The sequence below is a fragment of the Octadecabacter sp. B2R22 genome, from assembly GCF_018861045.1.
Taxonomy (GTDB): Bacteria; Pseudomonadota; Alphaproteobacteria; order Rhodobacterales; family Rhodobacteraceae; genus Octadecabacter.
Window position 1 is genome coordinate 1,031,105 of the sequence record NZ_JAHKQJ010000007.1, and the last position, 18,346, is coordinate 1,049,450.

Annotated in this window: 19 protein-coding genes; 11 read left to right on the plus strand and 8 right to left on the minus strand. The window is 55.4% G+C overall.

The genetic code is table 11. The annotated features are described in order from the left end of the window. Positions 1–99: 99 nt before the first annotated feature. Complete coding sequence (locus KO486_RS10555) at positions 100–930, plus strand: arginyltransferase (RefSeq protein ID WP_216037186.1); 831 nt, start codon at positions 100–102, stop codon at positions 928–930. A 30-nt stretch (positions 931–960) separates the two neighbouring features. On the opposite strand, the gene KO486_RS10560 is transcribed toward KO486_RS10555, so the two are convergent. Further along, positions 961–1,509 carry a hypothetical protein gene (locus KO486_RS10560; protein ID WP_216037187.1) on the minus strand — a complete coding sequence of 183 codons (549 nt, stop codon included), beginning with the start codon at positions 1,507–1,509 and terminating at the stop codon, positions 961–963. A gap of 77 nt (positions 1,510–1,586) precedes the next feature. On the opposite strand from KO486_RS10560, the gene KO486_RS10565 reads away from it, so the two are divergent. Beyond that, complete coding sequence (locus KO486_RS10565; protein WP_216037188.1) at positions 1,587–2,153, plus strand: Crp/Fnr family transcriptional regulator; 567 nt, start codon at positions 1,587–1,589, stop codon at positions 2,151–2,153. A 61-nt stretch (positions 2,154–2,214) separates the two neighbouring features. Here the strand turns inward: KO486_RS10565 and KO486_RS10570 are convergent, their stop codons facing one another. The 3 genes from KO486_RS10570 to KO486_RS10580 all read right to left on the minus strand — a co-directional run bounded on the left by KO486_RS10570 (position 2,215) and on the right by KO486_RS10580 (position 6,834). Beyond that, positions 2,215–4,566: a TRAP transporter large permease subunit gene (locus tag KO486_RS10570; RefSeq protein WP_216037189.1), complete on the minus strand. Its 2,352-nt coding sequence runs from the start codon at positions 4,564–4,566 to the stop codon at positions 2,215–2,217. Further along, positions 4,566–5,624 carry a TRAP transporter small permease subunit gene (locus KO486_RS10575; protein WP_252734644.1) on the minus strand — a complete coding sequence of 353 codons (1,059 nt, stop codon included), beginning with the start codon at positions 5,622–5,624 and terminating at the stop codon, positions 4,566–4,568. Before KO486_RS10575 ends, KO486_RS10570 begins: the two co-directional genes overlap by 1 nt. A 124-nt stretch (positions 5,625–5,748) precedes the next feature. Then, complete coding sequence (locus KO486_RS10580) at positions 5,749–6,834, minus strand: TRAP transporter substrate-binding protein (RefSeq protein WP_216037190.1); 1,086 nt, start codon at positions 6,832–6,834, stop codon at positions 5,749–5,751. Between the two features lie 245 nt (positions 6,835–7,079). On the opposite strand from KO486_RS10580, the gene KO486_RS10585 reads away from it, so the two are divergent. Continuing rightward, the gene (locus KO486_RS10585; RefSeq protein ID WP_216037191.1) at positions 7,080–8,513 is read left to right on the plus strand and encodes a cache domain-containing protein; all 1,434 of its coding nucleotides are present in this window, start codon (positions 7,080–7,082) and stop codon (positions 8,511–8,513) included. Further along, positions 8,510–9,178, plus strand: coding sequence for a response regulator transcription factor (locus tag KO486_RS10590; RefSeq protein WP_216037192.1), 669 nt, complete (start codon positions 8,510–8,512; stop codon positions 9,176–9,178). Before KO486_RS10585 ends, KO486_RS10590 begins: the two co-directional genes overlap by 4 nt. A 4-nt stretch (positions 9,179–9,182) precedes the next feature. On the opposite strand, the gene KO486_RS16540 is transcribed toward KO486_RS10590, so the two are convergent. Then, positions 9,183–10,409, minus strand: coding sequence for a calcium-binding protein (locus KO486_RS16540; RefSeq protein ID WP_216037193.1), 1,227 nt, complete (start codon positions 10,407–10,409; stop codon positions 9,183–9,185). A gap of 529 nt (positions 10,410–10,938) precedes the next feature. On the opposite strand from KO486_RS16540, the gene KO486_RS10600 reads away from it, so the two are divergent. The 3 genes from KO486_RS10600 to ilvN are packed head-to-tail and all read left to right on the plus strand — an operon-like array spanning position 10,939 to position 13,560. Beyond that, positions 10,939–12,696: an acetolactate synthase 3 large subunit gene (locus KO486_RS10600; RefSeq protein WP_216037194.1), complete on the plus strand. Its 1,758-nt coding sequence runs from the start codon at positions 10,939–10,941 to the stop codon at positions 12,694–12,696. Further along, complete coding sequence (locus tag KO486_RS10605) at positions 12,693–12,986, plus strand: fimbrillin family protein (protein WP_216037195.1); 294 nt, start codon at positions 12,693–12,695, stop codon at positions 12,984–12,986. The genes KO486_RS10600 and KO486_RS10605 overlap by 4 nt, the downstream gene beginning before the upstream one ends. A gap of 10 nt (positions 12,987–12,996) precedes the next feature. Next, the gene (gene ilvN, locus KO486_RS10610) at positions 12,997–13,560 is read left to right on the plus strand and encodes an acetolactate synthase small subunit (protein ID WP_216037196.1); all 564 of its coding nucleotides are present in this window, start codon (positions 12,997–12,999) and stop codon (positions 13,558–13,560) included. Positions 13,561–13,752: 192 nt separating this feature from the next. Here ilvN and KO486_RS10615 read toward each other — a convergent pair whose 3' ends face one another. Together KO486_RS10615 and KO486_RS10620 are read right to left on the minus strand one after the other, a co-directional pair. Further along, positions 13,753–14,004: a hypothetical protein gene (locus KO486_RS10615; protein WP_216037197.1), complete on the minus strand. Its 252-nt coding sequence runs from the start codon at positions 14,002–14,004 to the stop codon at positions 13,753–13,755. A 31-nt stretch (positions 14,005–14,035) separates the two neighbouring features. Further along, a complete protein-coding gene (locus KO486_RS10620) occupies positions 14,036–14,266 on the minus strand; it encodes a hypothetical protein (protein WP_216037198.1) in 231 nt (76 codons plus the stop codon). A 58-nt stretch (positions 14,267–14,324) separates the two neighbouring features. Here KO486_RS10620 and KO486_RS10625 point away from each other — a divergent pair, with 58 nt between their 5' ends. The 3 genes from KO486_RS10625 to KO486_RS10635 all read left to right on the plus strand — a co-directional run bounded on the left by KO486_RS10625 (position 14,325) and on the right by KO486_RS10635 (position 16,776). Continuing rightward, positions 14,325–15,494 carry an aromatic ring-hydroxylating dioxygenase subunit alpha gene (locus KO486_RS10625; RefSeq protein WP_216037199.1) on the plus strand — a complete coding sequence of 390 codons (1,170 nt, stop codon included), beginning with the start codon at positions 14,325–14,327 and terminating at the stop codon, positions 15,492–15,494. Continuing rightward, positions 15,491–15,700, plus strand: coding sequence for a hypothetical protein (locus KO486_RS10630; protein ID WP_216037200.1), 210 nt, complete (start codon positions 15,491–15,493; stop codon positions 15,698–15,700). Before KO486_RS10625 ends, KO486_RS10630 begins: the two co-directional genes overlap by 4 nt. A 137-nt stretch (positions 15,701–15,837) precedes the next feature. Further along, a complete protein-coding gene (locus KO486_RS10635; RefSeq protein WP_216037201.1) occupies positions 15,838–16,776 on the plus strand; it encodes a nucleoside hydrolase in 939 nt (312 codons plus the stop codon). Here KO486_RS10635 and purU read toward each other — a convergent pair. Continuing rightward, on the minus strand, positions 16,773–17,657 hold the full coding sequence (gene purU / locus KO486_RS10640) for a formyltetrahydrofolate deformylase (RefSeq protein ID WP_216037202.1): 885 nt from the start codon (positions 17,655–17,657) through the stop codon (positions 16,773–16,775). The genes KO486_RS10635 and purU overlap by 4 nt on opposite strands. 233 nt (positions 17,658–17,890) lie before the next feature. Between purU and KO486_RS10645 the strand changes: the two genes are divergently transcribed. Continuing rightward, on the plus strand, positions 17,891–18,340 hold the full coding sequence (locus KO486_RS10645) for a GNAT family N-acetyltransferase (protein ID WP_216037203.1): 450 nt from the start codon (positions 17,891–17,893) through the stop codon (positions 18,338–18,340). Positions 18,341–18,346 lie beyond the last annotated feature (6 nt).

The following is an 18,346-nucleotide window of genomic DNA, read 5'->3' on the forward strand; positions in this document are numbered from 1 at the left end:
CGGACCCATCAGGCTTTAGTCAATTGCCGCAAAATCGCAGCTTGCCGCCCCGCCGTCGGGTTTGTTAGGCTAAAGCATCCAATGTTGAATTGAGTGTGCATGCGCCATAGCCTTCCCTTAGCCCCGCAGTTTTACGTGACTGCGCCGCAACCCTGTCCCTATTTGGACGGCCGGATGGAACGCAAACTGTTTACAGCCCTGCAAGGCAGCGGCGCGGATGCCCTCAACAACAGCTTGTCCAAACAAGGGTTTCGCCGGTCGCAGAATGTGCTGTATCGCCCGTCCTGTTCGGAATGTAGCGCCTGTCTGTCCGCGCGCATCAGGATTTCCGACTTCGCCCCCTCCAAAAGCCAGAAACGCGTTTCAAAGCGCAATAGCGCGTTGGAGCGTTCAGCATCGTCCCCTTGGGCGACCGAAGCCCAGTATACGTTGTTCAGCTCCTATCTGGAAACCCGCCACGCCTCTGGTGGAATGGCAGATATGGACCTGTTTGAATTTGCGGCCATGGTCGAAGAAACCCCGATCCGCACCCGCCTGATCGAATATAAAGACCCCGCCGCCCCCGCTGATGACCGCTATGAAAGCCTGCGTGCAGTATGTCTGACGGATATCTTGGATGACGGGTTATCGATGGTTTATTCCTTCTTTGCCCCCGAAATGATGAAGAACTCGCTGGGGACCTATCTGATCCTGGACCACATCAAGATCGCGCAGGAACTTGGCCTGCCCTACATCTATCTTGGCTATTGGGTCCCAGGGTCGGAAAAGATGGGTTACAAGGCGAATTTCAAAGGCGTCGAAGTGTTCCGCCGCGGCGAATGGGAACCGCTTCAGGACCCCGACGACTACTCCAACGAATTGAACCCGATGTCTATCGAACCAATTGCCGAGCAAGTCTCGCGGATAGCTTTGCCTGACCAGCAAGGATAGGCCGCTATAACTGGGCCAAAGCACATTAATTTAGTGTCGAAATGGGCCCCGTGCCCGCCACATCCAGACGACCACTGAATAAAGCAAAAGCACCACGGCTGCGGTTGTAAGACCAGACTTCGCAATCGACGCAGCGCTGCTCACGTAGACAAGCGGAACCGAAACATTGGGGCCCTGCAAAATCATGGCAATGACACCTAGGTTTTCGAGGTAATCGAACAAAGCAGTGCCAATCGATAAGGTAACGCCCAAGCGAACCGTCCTTCCGTTCGGAATGCGCCGCCCTAACCAACAAAACGTAGCGACCAATGTCACTGCCATTAAAGCTGGGTACAGGGTATCTAATGGAATTTGACGGTGCAGATAGAAACTGCGCCCCTCTTCCCCTAACGCATCCAGAAGCGCCACAGCATCAGCAACCCCATACCCCAAAGGGCGCATATCAAAGGCGATCTGCCCCGAAACCGCTTGGATATGCGCCAGTGTGACACGGACCATAAGCAGATAAATCGCAGCCCCGATCAGCCCTGCGCCCGTCGCGATTACGCCAAGATGGCTTGACCAAATTTTGTTTGTCATTTTGATGCTCCTTAAACTGTGCCAGACATGACGGCATAAAAGGGCTTACGCATTATACTTTGATAAGGCGCTCCAGAATGGATTTACGACGGTTTCTATTGCAATCATCCGAGCTGCCCAACTGGGCCGGTGCCGATGACTTTGTGGCCGAGTGGGCCCAAACGTCTTTGGCGAAAGGTGCGCATCTTACACGACAAGACATGCCTGAAACCGAAGAGTTCATCGTCTTAGAAGGTCAGTTGGTCAGCAGCATATGTGATCCAGATGGCAAAGAAGTCTGCGTTGGGTTTCACCATGGCCCCTGCGTCATTACCCCCAATATTGCCCGCACGCGAAACGGCAACTCGCTTGTTTCGATTGAGGCGATGACTGATGCGAAGATTGCACGGATCGAAAGTGATCGGCTGACCGATCTGATGATTTCATCTGAACCTGTTCGCAATTGGGCGAATGCCATCCTGCAAGACGCGCTTAGCCGTAAAGCCGACCGCGAATGGTGTCTTGCGGCCCTTGGCGGGGCGGATCGGCTCGCTTGGTTTCGCGAAATTTATCCGGCTTATGAGGAAATCTTTACCCATTCCCTGATTGCATCCTATCTAGGGGTCACACCAGTCACCTTGAGCAGGCTGCGCAACGCAAAATAGACCTGTTAACGAAAAAGGGCGCCCGATGAAGGCGCCCTTTTCTAAGTCTATGATCCTGCGATCAGTTCAACAGGTTTGGCACGATCGTCACGATGCTTGGCACCAGTGCGAGGATCAGCAAGCCGCCAACTTGGATCAGCACGAATGGCAAGACCCCGCGATAGATGTGCCCTGTTGTGACCTCTTTCGGGGCGACCCCGCGCAGATAGAATAGTGCGAACCCGAACGGTGGTGTCAGGAACGACGTCTGCAAGTTCACCGCGATCATGATTGTTACCCATTTCGGATCGAACGTGCCGCCGTAGATGACAGGTCCGACGATCGGGATCACGATGTAGATGATCTCAAGAAAGTCGAGAACGAAGCCCAGCACGAAGAGCACCAGCATAACGATCAGGAACACAGTCCATTCTTCGTCAAAGCTGCGCAGGAACTGCTGGATGTAATGTTCCCCACCGAACGAGATCACGACCAAGTTCAACAGTTGCGAGCCGATAAGGATGGTGAATACCATGCTCGTCACTTTTGCTGTTTCGCGCACAACAGGCGTCAGGATGCCGCCAAGCCACAACACTGTGCAGGCATAAAGCAGACCGAACATCGCAAACAAGAACATCGAGAACGCGAAGAGGAAGGCAAGATAGTCTTCGAATGCCACGTCCTCTTGGCCGATGCGCATGTCAAAATTCACCCCGACAATCAGCAACAGGGCAATCGCGCCTGTGGCCAACAAGATGATCTTGCCCGACTTTTCGTCATCCGCAAGCTTGCGGTAGGCCGCCAACATAATCGCCCCTGCCGCACCAAGTGCAGCCGCAGGTGTCGGGTTGGTAATCCCACCAAGGATCGACCCCAGCACAGCCACGATCAGAACCAGCGGTGGGAAGACCACGCGCAGCAGATCGTTTTTAGCAAGGCGCCCCATGGCTGGGATCAATGTCCAGCACACCAGCAACAACGGCAGGATGACAATCAAAGTCGTCACACCCGGCGTCGTCAGCGGGTTGATCAGCCCGACATCAGCCAGCAAGATCAGCAAGACTCCGACACCACCAATCAGAAGTGGTGTGGGATCAGCGCTAGGGGCAACCCCACGTGCGGTTGTCAGGATCAACGCGAGAAGCAGTGCCATAATGGCGATGCCTGTGCCGATCACTGGTGCGTCCTCGACCTTTTGTGCGATCAGCGTTGCGCGTTCTTCATCGCTCAGGGCGCGGGCTTCGGCGACGCCACCAGCGTCATCGATTGCAGCCTGTTCCGCCAAAGCAGCGTTCCATGCTTCATCGCCGTGCAGTACTTGCATCGCTGCCGCGCAGTCATCCGATACACCTGTCCGCAAGCTGGCCGTTTGGCCTGCATCGGTAAAGCTATCGACGATCACAGATTGGCTGCCGACAACGCCGAGGTTCATCAAGAACACCAACGCAATGATCAGACCACCTGGCACAGCAAGGAACCATGTCAGCCCTTCGTTGCGCGTGATGGGTTCACCCGTTGCGCCACCCATTTCAACCGCAGGTGCTTTGTGTGGGTTCAACATCGCAAACCCGAATGCATAGGCTGCATAAAGGAAGGCCAGCAAAATACCCGGCAACAGCGCCGCTTGGAACAACGTCCCAACCGATACCACCGCAGGTTCACCGAGATAGGTCAAGGCATCCGAACACCCGACCAGCTGCGCGCGTTCTTCTTGCGCCGCTGAATAAAGGTCTCCCGCCAATGTGCCCAAAAGCACGATAACAATGGAGGGTGGAATGATCTGGCCCAAAGTCCCCGACGCGGCGATAACACCCGTCGCGAGTTCTTTTGAATAGCCCGCACGCAACATGGTTGGCAGGGACAAAAGGCCCATCGTCACAACCGTCGCGCCCACGATCCCTGTGGAGGCCGCCAAGAACGCGCCCACAACAACAACCGACACAGCCAGACCGCCCGGCAAAGGCCCGAACACCCGCGACATTGTTGTCAGAAGATCATCGGCGATTTTGGAACGTTCCAACGTAATGCCCATCAAGACGAACATCACCACCGCCAGCAGCGTTTCAATCGACTGCCCCGCAAGAACACGTTCGTTCATCCGGTTCACAACGAACGAAAGATTGCGATCCAAGGCCGTTTCCCAGCCACCAACAAACACGGCTTCGCCGATACGCGGAAGATCAGGGAACCTGAAGGTCGATATCGCGTCCGCCCTCACCCCGTCTGCGATCAGGGCAGCGTATTCAGCAGACCCCTTATCAATCGCTTGGTGGATCAGGTAACCGCCTGAATCCAGCGCCGCGATAATCGCGAATGAAATAACCGCCGCGCCACCAATGGCAAACGCCACTGGAAAGCCTGACAAAATCCCGCCGAATAGGCACAGGAATACGATGATAAGGCCAATTTCGACCCCGTCCAAACCAAAGAGCATTAGTGTGTCCCCTCAAATGCTTCTTGGCCTTCGCCAAGGCTATCACGGTCTAGGTGTTTACCTATGCTGTCTTCTCCTTCGACCAGCTCCAGATAGGATCGGTAGAAGAACGCGACCGCTTGCAGCAGAACCAGTGCGGTGAAGGTCACCAGCAGGATTTTGAACAAGAAATAAGCGTTGAACCCGTTCGGGCTAAAGCCGATTGTTTCGATGTTCCAACGCAGCGCCCGTGCCTTTGTGATCAGACGATCAAGGCTGTCAGAAGCCGACGGGTTCGGCACCACCAGATGGCGCCACAAGAAATACCAGCCATACATCCACGTCAGGATCGCGGCAGGTACCATAAAGATGATGGACCCGATCATATCGATCAGGCGTTTGGTGCGGTGACCAACAGCGGAATAGACCAAATCAACCCGCACATGGCTGCCCTGAACGAAGGTATAAGTCACACATAGGCAGACTATCATCGCGTTATAAAGCTTCAGGCTTTCGGCCCACCAGCTGACGTCGTGGGTGATGGCCATACCGAACCCGATGGAAATTTCGGACACCGCAAACACGCGCTGCATAAAGATGATCACCACTTGGATCAGCACCATGAGCAGGCCAGACCATGCAAAGAAACGCCCGACTTTATTGGCAAACCCTTCCAGCACGCGCACACAGCCCCACATGAAAGGGCGGTACGAAAACGCTGCGATCGTCACGACCAAGAAGATGCTGAACGCCGCAAAGAACAGTTCAACCGAACCGCCATAGTAAATGAACCGCATCAGCGATTCTTTCACGGCGGCATCTGGCATATTGCCATTCACAAACGGCACCCATGCCAACCAATCGGCGGGGTGCGTTACAGCGTATGCGATGTTGTAAAATGCTTCGAGAATATTGGCGAACACCCAAACAAGGCTGTTCCAAATAGCGCCCAATACTGTCGCTGCGGGTTCTATGGGGTCCGCTCCTTCAGGGACATTCCCCTGAAGCCGTTCAACCCAAACCGTAAATCCGTTTTCGTAGGATGCCCAGAAGCCCTCTTGTGCGGCGTCTTCTTCCATGTCCCTGCCCCCATTCGTGGTCTTGAATATTGCTCACTGATCCCAAACCAGTGAGGAGAAAGCCCCGCCGTTTCCAGCGGGGCCCCTATTTCTTACTGCCGGTCAAATTGACCAGCGAACGGGCTTAGCCGCCCATTACGCGGTCACGCTGTGTGCGGTACGCACCTTCGGACTTGGAGATCCAGGAAGAAGACGCAGCCATGGAAGAGTTGTAGGACGCGCGAACACGGTCATACAGTTCATCGCCAGCGTACTGGTCCATAGTCTCTTTCGCAGCAACGCCCATCGCGTCCCAAACAGAGTCAGGAAATTCCAGAACCTTAACACCACCGGCTTGCAGACGCTCAAGCGCTGCACCGTTGTTGTTCATGAACTGAGCAAGGTTCCACTGGTGTGCTTCGCCAGATGCGATCTCGACGATCTTCTGGTGCGCTGGAGACAGCTCGTTGAACACGTCAAGGTTTGTCGCGAGGGACAGGCCTGCGCCCGGCTCGTGCATACCCGCAGTGTAGTAGAACTTGGTGATTTCCTGGAAACCAGCCTTTTCATCAGCCCATGGGCCGATCCACTCGGTACCGTCGATGGCGCCGGATGCGAGGGCTTGGTACACTTCAGCACCTGGAAGGTTCTGAATGGAAGCACCCATGTTACCAAGAGCTTGACCACCAAGACCAGGCATACGGAACTTCAGACCTTGGAAGTCTTCTGGGCCTGTGATCTCCTGAGAGAACCAACCACCAGCCTGTGGGCCAGTGTTACCCGCGAGGAAGGACTTCAGACCAAAGATTTCACCCAACTCGGAGTGCAGATCATGGCCTTCACCGTTGTAGTACCAGTTCATCAGTTCCTGTGGGGACATGCCGAATGGTACGGATGTGAAGAACGCATATGCTGGGTGCTGACCTACGAAGTAATAGTCAGCGCCGTGATACATGTCTGCTTGGCCGGATGTGACCGCGTCAAACACTTCGAATGCGCCAACGAGTTCGCCAGCAGCTTTAAGGTCGATGGTCAGAGTGCCATCAGACATTGCTGTGATCGTGTCAGCTGCGCGTTGCGCTGCATCGTGAACACCCGCAAGGCCACGGCCCCACGTTGTTACCATAGTCAAAGTGCGGTTGCCCTGAGCGTACGCAGGTGCAGCAAGAGTTGTCGCTGCGGCGGCTGTGCCACCAAGTGCGGAATTCTTTAGAAAAGAACGACGATCCATATGATATTTCCTCCCATGGAATTAGGCGCCTTCCCTCTCCCAAGGGTCGGCAGATCGTTTCAAGTCCTCGAACGTTACTCTTTCATTTTGATATGCGAAATACCCACTGACCCGTAGAACGGCTGAAATTGTAAGCAAATCTGACCAGTTACGGCCATTTGGTTGCGCTAACAGGCCCAATAGAGGGGCCATGCGTGCCAACCAGCCCTACCAAGTGCCGCCAAAGCAAGTTAACGATTCGCGCCATGCGATCCCTGTTTTCAAACCTGCGCCAACGCCTCTCGCCCAACTACGGCCAAAAGCTGTTCTTGCTGGCGACCGTGCCGCTGTTGCTTTGTGTGACCATCATCACATTGATCGTGGCGGGCCAATCGCGCCAGTTGGCCGAACGCGAAATCCGCGCGCTTGAAACCCAACTGATCGACGCAAAACGCGCCGAACTTCAAAACTATATGTCACTGGCGCGCACGGCCTTCGTGAACATCTACGGGCGCGCCGCACCTGATGACGAACAAGCCAAGCTTGAAGTCACCCGCATCCTGTCCGCGATGATTTATGGCCAAGACGGATATTTCTTTGTGTTCGACTACGAAGGCAACAACCTTGTGGCACCGCGCCAAACCGACCTGATCGGTGAAAACTGGTTGGGGCTTCAGGATCAAAACGGGGTTATGATTACCGATGAAATCGTCCGCCTTGCGCGTTCGGGGGGCGGCTACCATGAAATCGATTGGCTCAAACCGTCCACGGGTGAAGCAGCCCCGATGATCGTAATCGTTAGTGGTCTGCAAGATTGGCGATGGGCCATCGGGACAGGTATTTTCATCGACGACGTCTTGGAAACCGTTGCCGCCGCCCGCGCTGACGTCGAGGCCCGCATCCAACAAACCACCTTTTACATTCTATTGGTGACGATTGCGGCGCTGATCATCGTCTTTGGCTCTGGCATGATGTTCAACATTCGTGAACGCCGCCTTGCGGATGCGAAACTCAAGCAGCTCACCGAACGTATTATCGATACCCAAGAAGAAGAACGCAGTCGCGTGGCCCGTGAACTTCACGACGGGATCAGCCAGATCCTTGTGTCTGTGCGGTATGCTCTTGAACTGGCCCGCCGTCGTTTGACCACAGGTGACGCCCGCGCCGGCGAGAGCCTTGATAAAGGGATCGATAGCCTTGGGGGGGCGATCCAAGAGGTGCGCCGCATTTCGCGGGACTTGCGCCCCGGTGTGCTAGATGACCTCGGGCTTGGCCCAGCGCTTCAGTCCCTCACCAGTGAATTCAGCACGCGCACTGGGATAAACGTTGATTTTGAAACGGTCGTGTTTCGCGGACGTCTAGATGAAGAAGGCCGCATCGCACTGTACCGTGTTGCCCAAGAAGCCCTAACCAATATCGAACGCCACGCCGGAGCCAGTGAAGTCGCCCTCTCTCTGACCGGAAGCCGCAAAGGGGCCGTCATGCGCATCTCTGACAATGGCCGTGGCATTCCTCAGGGACGCAGCAGCAATCCGGGACTGGGCCTGCGCAATATGGCGGAACGGATGGAACAACTGGACGGCTCCTTGGACATCACATCTTCGCGCACTGGGACCACGATCCTTGCTATGATACCACTCAGCCACATGTTGCGCCCCACCACAGCAACCACGACAGACACAGGACAGACACCGACATGACCGCGCTATCTTCGCCCGACAGCACCACCCCGACCCGCGTTGTGATCGTTGATGATCACCCCATGGTCGCTGAGGGCATTCAAGCCATTCTTGAAACTTACGATGATCTTGAGATCGTTGGCGTCCTTAGCAACGGTCAAGACGCGATCGACCAAGTACAGGACCTGTCGCCCGACGTGATGTTGCTTGACCTGAACATGCCCGGCGTCAGTGGCCTGTCCGCGATTGAGATCATCCTTGAACGACGCCCCCAAACCCACATTCTAATTCTGTCCATGCACGACAGCCCCGAATACATTTCGACTGCGTTGAACCACGGCGCAAAAGGCTACGTCCTAAAAGACGTCCCGACCGAGGAAATCAAGACCGCGATCGACACGGTCCTCGCGGGTGGCGAATACCTGTGCACGGGCGCGCGCGGATCACTTAAGCCACGCACCACCGATGGTCGCGAACCACTGACATCCCGCGAGCAGGAAATCCTGCTGGAACTGGCACAGGGCAAGTCCAACAAAGACGTCGCCGAGGGGCTCCATATCTCCGTGCGCACGGTGGAAACCCACCGCAAGAACATCAAACGCAAGCTGGGTATCAGCAGCACCGCCGGCCTGACCCGCTACGCCATGGAACATGGCGTTCTGCAAGGCACTGGTCGTTTGGGTTGATGTATTAGAAAAGGATGTTTTCGTCTGTCAGGTCCGACAGCAATACGTTTTGCAGTGTTAGCTCAGACGCACCATGCGAGGTGTTTCCATAGGAGATTACGACGTCACTACCGACCTGTGAAAAACTTGGTGCATAAGACGCTGCACCGTACACAGCTAGGTGCATCGTTTCGAGGTCAGCCTCAAAATCCTTAAGAACGTCAGTGCCGCCGCTGAAATAGAATTCGTCCACGCCTGAACCACCAATCACCACATCATCGCCGCCTGCGGTATAAAGAACGTCGTTTCCGTCACCGCCATACAGGACATTATCGCCTTGGTGCCCTTCTAAGGTGTCATGACCTGCTCCGCCGCTCAGTATGTCATTACCAAGCCCCCCCAAGAGCCTGTCGTTTCCATCGCCACCTTGAAGAATATCATCACCGGATAGCCCGGTCAGAGTATCCCGACCTGCGTTGCCGCGTATCACATCGCTCCCCTCTCCGCCGGATAGATAATCCCAGCCCTGACCTCCGCGCAGCTCGTCGTCCCCCGAGCCGCCCCAGATTCGATCATTGGCATTCCCACCGAGAATTTGATCATGGCCGGAACCGCCGAATATTATATCGTTGTTGTTGCCGCCATGGATGTAATCATCGCCATCGCCGCCTTCGATAGAGTCTGCACCGTTGTTACCGAAAACACGGTCATCACCGTCGCCGCCCTTCAGTGAGTCCGTGCCGTTCCCGCCGTAAATCAAATCATCGCCAGCGCCACCGTCGATGGTGTCCTTGCTGCCATTGCCGCGCATTACATCGTCAAGGTCGGTGCCAACCAGATTATCGCGGCCCCCGTCCCCGAAAATAGCCAGACCAGCGTCAGGGTTGACCTCTGAATAGTCTGCGACTTCGGTCGAATTGAAACTTGGATAGATCCCGCCAGAGGGCGACAATACAGTCACTTGAAAAATGCCGCCGCGATAGAACTCGTATTCAACGGCTGGGCCTTGTGGAGTCAGCACGGCATTCAACAGCGACCCGTCCGCGACACCGGGGCCAGCGCCTACGATGCGAACATCACCGTCAAAAATGATCGCGCGGTAGAGATAATCAACACCATTTGTGTTCCCGACGTACCCCGTCGGGTCAACGAAGAACAAAACCTGTTCTCCGCTTGGTGCTGTCACAACAGCGGTCTGCGCCATTTTTCCCAGCGAAGTGCGTTCAGCAATATAGTCATCAAATGGTGTCATGGTGCCCCCCAAGGCCGTTACACAAAATTTGAGTAAAAGGGATCAGGATATGGGCAATCACACAACGCTTAAGTTGAGTAAGAGGTGTTCTTCCTACTGGGACTGGCAACACTCTACTGGTTTTACGCCGCATTGGTTCCATATTCGAAACGATCGAATTTCGCAGAACGCCCTAGACATCCACCGTCGCCGTTCGCCTCCAAAACTGTAATGCAACAGGCCCCGCGCCTGCACGGTAAAGCGATATGTTCTGCAAGATCACCGGCAGATCGCCATCTTTAACAAAATTACAAAAACCCGCCCTCAAACGACATTTTTGCGATTCCGACTGTTGACGCCCCTGCGCCACAACGGCATAAACCGATCAACGCAAAAGGAGACTCGAATGCCTTGCATTCTTCTAGTGGTGATTGAGACGCGCATGGGCCTGTAAAGGTAGACCATATTGGTTCCCATGCGCCTCCGAAACTTCGGGGGCTTTTTTATGCGATATGATAACGAACGACGCTGAAATAAGGATACAAAGACAATGTCAGCTAAGACGATGACCGGTGCGAAAATGTTGGTTCAAGCTTTGATTGATCAGGGCGTGGACACAGTCTTTGGCTATCCCGGCGGCGCTGTCCTTCCGATCTATGATGAGATCTTCCAGCAGAATTCGATCAAGCACATTCTGGTGCGTCACGAACAAGGCGCGGTTCACGCCGCCGAAGGCTATGCACGTTCAACCGGTAAACCCGGTGTTGCTTTGGTCACCTCCGGCCCTGGTGCGACGAACGCGGTGACGGGCCTAACGGATGCGCTGCTCGACTCTATTCCGATCGTCGTTCTGACGGGTCAGGTTCCGACGTTCATGATCGGCTCTGATGCATTTCAGGAAGCCGACACCGTTGGCATCACCCGCCCCTGCACCAAGCACAACTGGCTGGTTAAAGAAACCGAAGCGCTTGCTGCTACGATCCACGAAGCGTTTCACGTTGCCACGTCCGGCCGCCCGGGCCCTGTCCTGATCGACATCCCGAAAGATGTTCAGTTCGCATCTGGCACGTATTCCAAACCGGCGCCGAAACAGTCCCACTACCAGCCACAGGTTAAGGGCGACATCGAAGGCATTACCGATCTGGTTGCCGCGTTGGAGAAAGCCAAGAAGCCACTGTTCTATACAGGTGGCGGCGTTATCAACTCTGGTCCGGCAGCGTCACAGCTGTTGCGCGAACTGGTTGGTGCGACGGGCTTTCCTATTACGTCTACACTGATGGGTCTGGGCGCCTACCCTGCCTCTGGCGACAACTGGTTGGGTATGCTGGGCATGCACGGTCTGTACGAAGCCAACATGGCGATGCATGACTGTGATCTGATGATCAACATCGGCGCGCGTTTTGATGACCGTATTACGGGCGTCATTGACAAGTTCAGCCCGAATTCGATTAAGGCACACATCGATATCGATCCAAGCTCGATCAACAAAGTGATCCGCACCGATATCCCCGTGATCGGCGACGTCGCCCATGTTCTTGAGGACATCCTGAAAGTCTGGAAATCCCGCGGTCGCAAGACCAACGCAGACGGCGTTGCAAAGTGGTGGGATCAGATCAAAACGTGGAAGAAAATCAATTGCTTGGCCTACACGCAAGAGAAAGAAACCATCAAACCTCAGCACGCGCTGGCGCGTCTTGAAGCGCTGACAAAGGACCGTCAGGATCGCTACATCACAACCGAAGTTGGCCAGCACCAGATGTGGGCCGCGCAATATCTTGGCTTTGAAGAACCAAACCACTGGATGACGTCCGGCGGTCTGGGAACGATGGGCTATGGCCACCCTGCGTCTATCGGTGTGCAAATGGCGCACCCTGATGCGCTGGTTATCAACATCGCTGGTGAAGCTTCATGGCTGATGAACATGCAGGAAATGGGCACAGCCGTTCAGTACCGCCTGCCCGTCAAACAATTCATCCTGAACAACGAACGTTTGGGCATGGTGCGCCAGTGGCAAGAACTGCTGCACGGTGAACGCTATAGCTCTAGCTGGTCCGAAAGCTTGCCTGACTTTGTAAAGCTGGCCGAAGCCTTTGGTGCCAAGGGTATTCTGTGTTCCGATCCAGCCGATCTGGACGATGCGATTATGGAAATGCTGAACCACGACGGCCCTGTGCTGTTTGATTGCCTCGTCGAGAAGCACGAAAACTGCTTCCCGATGATCCCGTCAGGCAAAGCCCACAACGACATGCTGCTGGGTGACGCCGAAACCCAAGGTGTGATCGACGCCAAGGGGAGTGTTCTGGTGTGATACGCACCACGGCCCTCCTCGCGCTGTGCACACTCTCGGCCTGCTCCGGTGAGATGGTCACAAACGTCATGCCCGGCGAAGCGATCACCGTGAACGGCAATGCCTTTACGGTGATCGAGACCAGTCGCGGCGTCACGGTCCAGAATTTCGAAACCGGCCGCACCAATCCAGCCGTCTTGATCGTCAATGCAGGTCTTGCAGCTGAACGTGTCACCGGTTGCACCGTCGAAGACATCGTCAAAGACGGCATCACAAACACCTATTATGCCTCCATGGCATGCCCCGAATAAGGATCCCATCATGTCCCCTCTAAACCTCGAAAAAGGTTCCACCTCTCATTCGGCATACAACCTACGTCCTAATTTTTCGGACGTAGAAGAACGTCACACGCTGGCTGTTCTGGTTGAAAACGAACCAGGTGTTCTAGCACGCGTCATTGGCTTGTTCTCAGGCCGAGGCTACAACATCGAAAGCCTGACCGTCGCAGAAGTCGACCACACAGGACACTTGTCCCGCATCACGGTTGTGACCACAGGTACGCCGCAGACGATCAACCAGATCACGGCACAACTGGGCCGCATCATTTCCGTTCGTGAAGTTCATGATTTGACTGTCGAAGGCAAAGCGGTTGAGCGCGAGCTGGCCCTGTTTAAGGTTACGGGTAAAGGCGACGACCGTGTCGAAGCCCTGCGTCTGGCGGATGTATTCCGTGCCAATGTCGTGGATTCCACGCTGGACAGCTTTGTGTTTGAAATCACAGGCGACGTTGGCAAGATCGATGCCTTCGCCGAGCTGATGCGCCCGATTGGTCTGGTTGAAATGGCCCGTACCGGCGTTGCAGCCTTGTCCCGCGGCGGCAAATAACGGCACCTGCCCCGACAACAACGCTGCTGGCGGCCCCCGCCAGCGCCTAGACCTCCCCCAGATCAAAAAAGCCCCCCGACCACGTATGGACGAGGGGCAAGTGCACGTCGCGTTTGGGGGACGCGACCTGCCGCATCATGACAAAATAGCCTGATGCAATGGGATAAGGGAGGGTGAGTGGTGGGCGGTGCCCTATTCCATCACTGGCATCAGCCCCGCGTCTTGGGCCGCAGCAACTTCCGCCATATCCAAGAGGCCATCGCCCGTCGTATCGAGTTGAGTGAAGACGTCAGCCGTTACGTCGGGGTAAATCGTGCTCACTTCGGGGAAGCTGTAAAATCCGTCGCCGTTCACATCGATGTTTGCGTCAACGTCTTGTGCGAAGGCCGTGCCTGCGATGGTGACAAGTGCAATTACAGAACTCAATTTGGTCAGTTTTAGCATTTGGTGTCTCCTTTGGACATGTTGGAACACATCAGGTCGTGTCCCGTACCATCGGTGTAATCAGGCGTTCGACGTGATGCGATCTCAGCGGTTGAAGTAGGACCATTTGTGCGAACCCGCGCGTGTTTCCCTGTTTCGCCTCGGCGGTCCAACGCCGCATTGCAGCACTGCGCATGTCCCAGCCTATAAGGTCCGTGTTTTCGGGCAATTCGCCGCGCAAAAGCGCTTGATCTGTCGCGGTGAGAAACGTGGATGTCGCCAAATCACACGACTCCCCCCGAAATGGCGCCCAGAATAATTGCATCAGGAAAGGACATGTCATGGCCAAGGATCACAACACAGACGATTTGAGCGCCGTACGCCGCAGCGTGGACACCGCAAACGGTCTTCCCAATGTCCACTACACAGATCCAGCCACCTTTGACGCAGAAGCCAAGGCGGTCTTGCATAGCTCATGGGCGGGGCTGGCCGTCGGCGCGGATGTGCCAGATAACGGTGACGCCAAGCCGATGGAGTTTTTGGGCATTCCGCTGTTGTTGCTACGTGACAAGGACGGCGATGTTCGTGTGTTCCAAAACATCTGCCGCCATCGTGGCATGATCCTTGTTGATGCGCCGCGCAAAATCGAAGGCGCCATTCGCTGCCCCTATCATTCATGGTGCTATTCAACCAAAGGTGCGCTCGTTTCGACGCCCCACGTGGGCGGTGCCGGACACAATACACACGACGCAATCGTCAAAGAAGACCTCGGGTTGATCGAAGTGCGCAGCCACATCTGGCGCGATGTTGTGTTCATCAATCTGGACGGCCAAGCCGACCCCTTTGAGGTGGTCAACGCCGACCTGATCGCCAGATGGCACGAAAACACCGCCCCCCTTTATCACGGCGGTGGTGACAGCGCCTTTGCTTTGGACGTTGGGTGCAACTGGAAACTCGCCGTTGAGAACTACGCCGAGAGTTATCACCTGCCGTGGATTCACCCCGGCCTGAACAGCTATTCGCGGCTGGAGGATCATTACAATATCGAGCACCCGATCACGGAGGCGTCAAGCGGCGCGTTTAGCGGTCAGGGAACGCTCGTTTATCGTCAGCTAACTGGGGAAGATGGCGCGACCTTCCCTGACTTTGAGGGCCTGAGTGACAAGTGGAATGAGGGGGCGGAATACATCTGCCTTTATCCCAACGTTCTTTTGGCGGCGCAGCGCGAACATGCCTATGCGATCATTCTGGAACCGGTCGCACGGGATCGCACGGTTGAGCATGTACATCTTTACTATGCCTCCCCTCAGACGGATGACGACCTAAGGGTTCGCAACACCGCGCAATGGAAAGAGATTTTCGAGGAAGACATCGGTGTGGTCGAAGGAATGCAACGCGGCCGTGCAGCCCCCGGATTTGATGGTGGACGGTTTTCACCGGCAATGGACGGCCCAACCCATTGTTTTCATGATTGGGTCGCCGCGAAAATGGGCGCGATCGCGGGCGCATGAAAGATCTAGACGCTCAGCTTCTCAAGGCGCATGCGCAAGATGACAAAGCCGCTTTGGTTGCGCTGTATGAACAAGCCGCCGATGCAGCCGCCAGCCTTGATGGTGCGTGTTTCTACCTGACCCACGCCTATATCTTTGCGCTTGAATTGGATCATTGGAATGCCAAGCATCTGCACGCACGACTCGCCATGCATGGGCGTATCTAGGATCAAGGCGCGAGGGGGCCAGCCCCCGTCCTGCGGACTCCCCCGAGGTATTTTTGAAACAAAGGCAAGGGATGGCGGGTTTTCCTTTTCGCAATCGCCGCTTAGGTATGGGGCACAACAATGGATCAGGACCCAGTATGCCCCGCAATATTATAATCGACACGGACCCCGGCCAAGATGATGCGGTCGCGATCCTGCTGGCGTTTGCCTCACCGGAAGTGAACGTGTTGGGTATTACGGCCGTGGCAGGCAATGTCCCGTTGCCCTTGACCCAAAAGAACGCGCGTATTGTTTGTGAACTCGCGGGCAAACCGGAAACACTGGTCTTTGCGGGCTGTGATGCCCCCATGGGTCGGGAACTGGTCACGGCAGAACATGTGCACGGAAAAACCGGCCTTGATGGGCCGCAATTAAGCGATCCAGTCATGCCGCTTCAGGACCAGCATGCCGTGGACTGGATCATCGAGACGTTGCGCGCTGCCCCTGCCAATTCGGTAACGCTCTGCCCTCTTGGGCCGTTGACGAATATTGCGACAGCGTTACAGCGGGCCCCTGACATCACGGATGCGATTGAGGAAATCGTTCTTATGGGCGGTGGTTACTTCCAAGGCGGTAACATCACCCCTGCCGCCGAGTTCAATATCTATGTTGATCCTCAGGCGGCGGACATTGTGTTCCGCGCGGGTGTGCCGCTGACTGTCATGCCGCTGGATGTGACCCACAAAGCGCTGACGACGGCAGATCACATCATTGGATTTCGATCTATGGGCACTCATGTTGGCGATATGGTCGCCGCTTGGACGGATTTCTTTGAGCGGTTCGACAAAGAAAAATACGGCTCCGAGGGTGCGCCCCTGCATGACCCGACAGTCATCGCATATCTAATCAAACCCGATCTGTTCACAGGCCGTCATATCAACGTTGAAATCGAAACAACGTCTGAACTGACAATGGGCGCTACGGTTGCCGATTGGTGGCGTGTCAGCGACCGCGCCCCGAATTGCACCTTTATGGGCGATCTGGACGCGGACGGCTTTTTCGATCTTCTGACCGAGCGATTGGCGCGGTTCGGTTAACCCATCCGCTCCGATGCAAAGGACCCTGGTGAGGCGGGGAACACGACCGTTTTACTGCCGTTGATAAACACCCGGCGGTGGATGTGGGCGTGAATGGCACGCGCCAGAACAGAGCTTTCAACATCGCGGCCCAGTGACACGTAGTCATTTGGCGATTGTGCATGGGTCACGCGCACGATGTCTTGTTCGATGATCGGCCCCTCATCCAAGTCAGCCGTCACATAGTGTGACGTCGCCCCGATCAGCTTCACGCCACGCTCGTAAGCCTGCTTATAAGGGTTTGCCCCCTTGAAGCTTGGCAAGAACGAGTGGTGGATATTGATGATTTTGCCGGACATTTTCTGGCACATGTCATCAGACAAGATCTGCATGTAACGCGCCAGCACGATCAGGTCGGCCTCGGTGTCTTCAACCACAGACATAATCCGCGCTTCGGCATCGGGTTTGTTTTCTTTGGTGACCTTGATGCAGTGGAACGGGATGTCGTTGTTCACGACGACCTTTTGGTAATCCATGTGGTTTGAGATCACAGCAACGATATCAATCGGCAACGCACCGATGCGCCAGCGATACAACAAATCGTTCAGACAGTGACCAAAGCGCGAGACCATGATGACCACTTTCATCTTCACGGCTTCATCGTGGAATTCATAGGTCATATCAAACGGCGTCGCGGTGCTTTCAAAATCCGCTGCCATTTTGGCCAGATCGGCGCCCTCGCCCGTTTCAAAGCTCACGCGCATAAAGAAATTGCCGGTCTCTTGGTCATCAAACTGCGCTGAGTCCGTAATATTGCAGCCTTGATCGGCAAGATAATTGGCGATGGCAGCGACAATCCCACGGGTGGATTGGCAAGTGACAGTGAGGGCGTAGTTGCTCATGAACGTATCCAGTCAATGAAAGGGGCATGGTATCTATATTGGCTTGTTTCCGACGTCTTTGACCGCGTCAAGCCAGATTGGCGCAACCCTGCTATGAAACCACAGATGTCGGCCCGAAATCGCGCTGTTGTGATACAAAAATAAGCGCCGCTTATCGTCCACAAACGGCGTGTGGCCCTACCCATTTGCCCCGTGAGGCACTAGATACGTTTCGAACAGACAAAGGCGCCGAAATGACCACTGCGATCCACCTTGCTGCGCCCGATGATGCGCCCCGCCTTCTCAAGCTGATCGGGGATTTTCACTCCGAGGTCAGGATTGACCGCACGGATGAACAGCGCGAAGCGGCATTGATGCCGCTGCTACAAGGGTCGCCCTTGGGCGCAGCGTGGCTTTTTGGCCTCGCTAAGGCACCCACGGGCTACATCATCATCACATTTGGTTGGTCCATGGAGATGGGCGGCATGGATGCCTTTGTGGATGAGCTCTACATCCGGCCCAACGTGCGAAAACGCGGGATCGCCTCCGAGGTTCTGTCCGAAATCGCCAAAAGCCTAAGCGACGTCGGCGTTACAGCTCTTCATCTAGAAGTTGACCGCGATGACGAAGCCACCCAGCGGCTGTATAGCCGCGCCCATTTCAAAATGCGCGATCGCTATTCCCTAATGACCCGCGTCCTCTGATCAAAG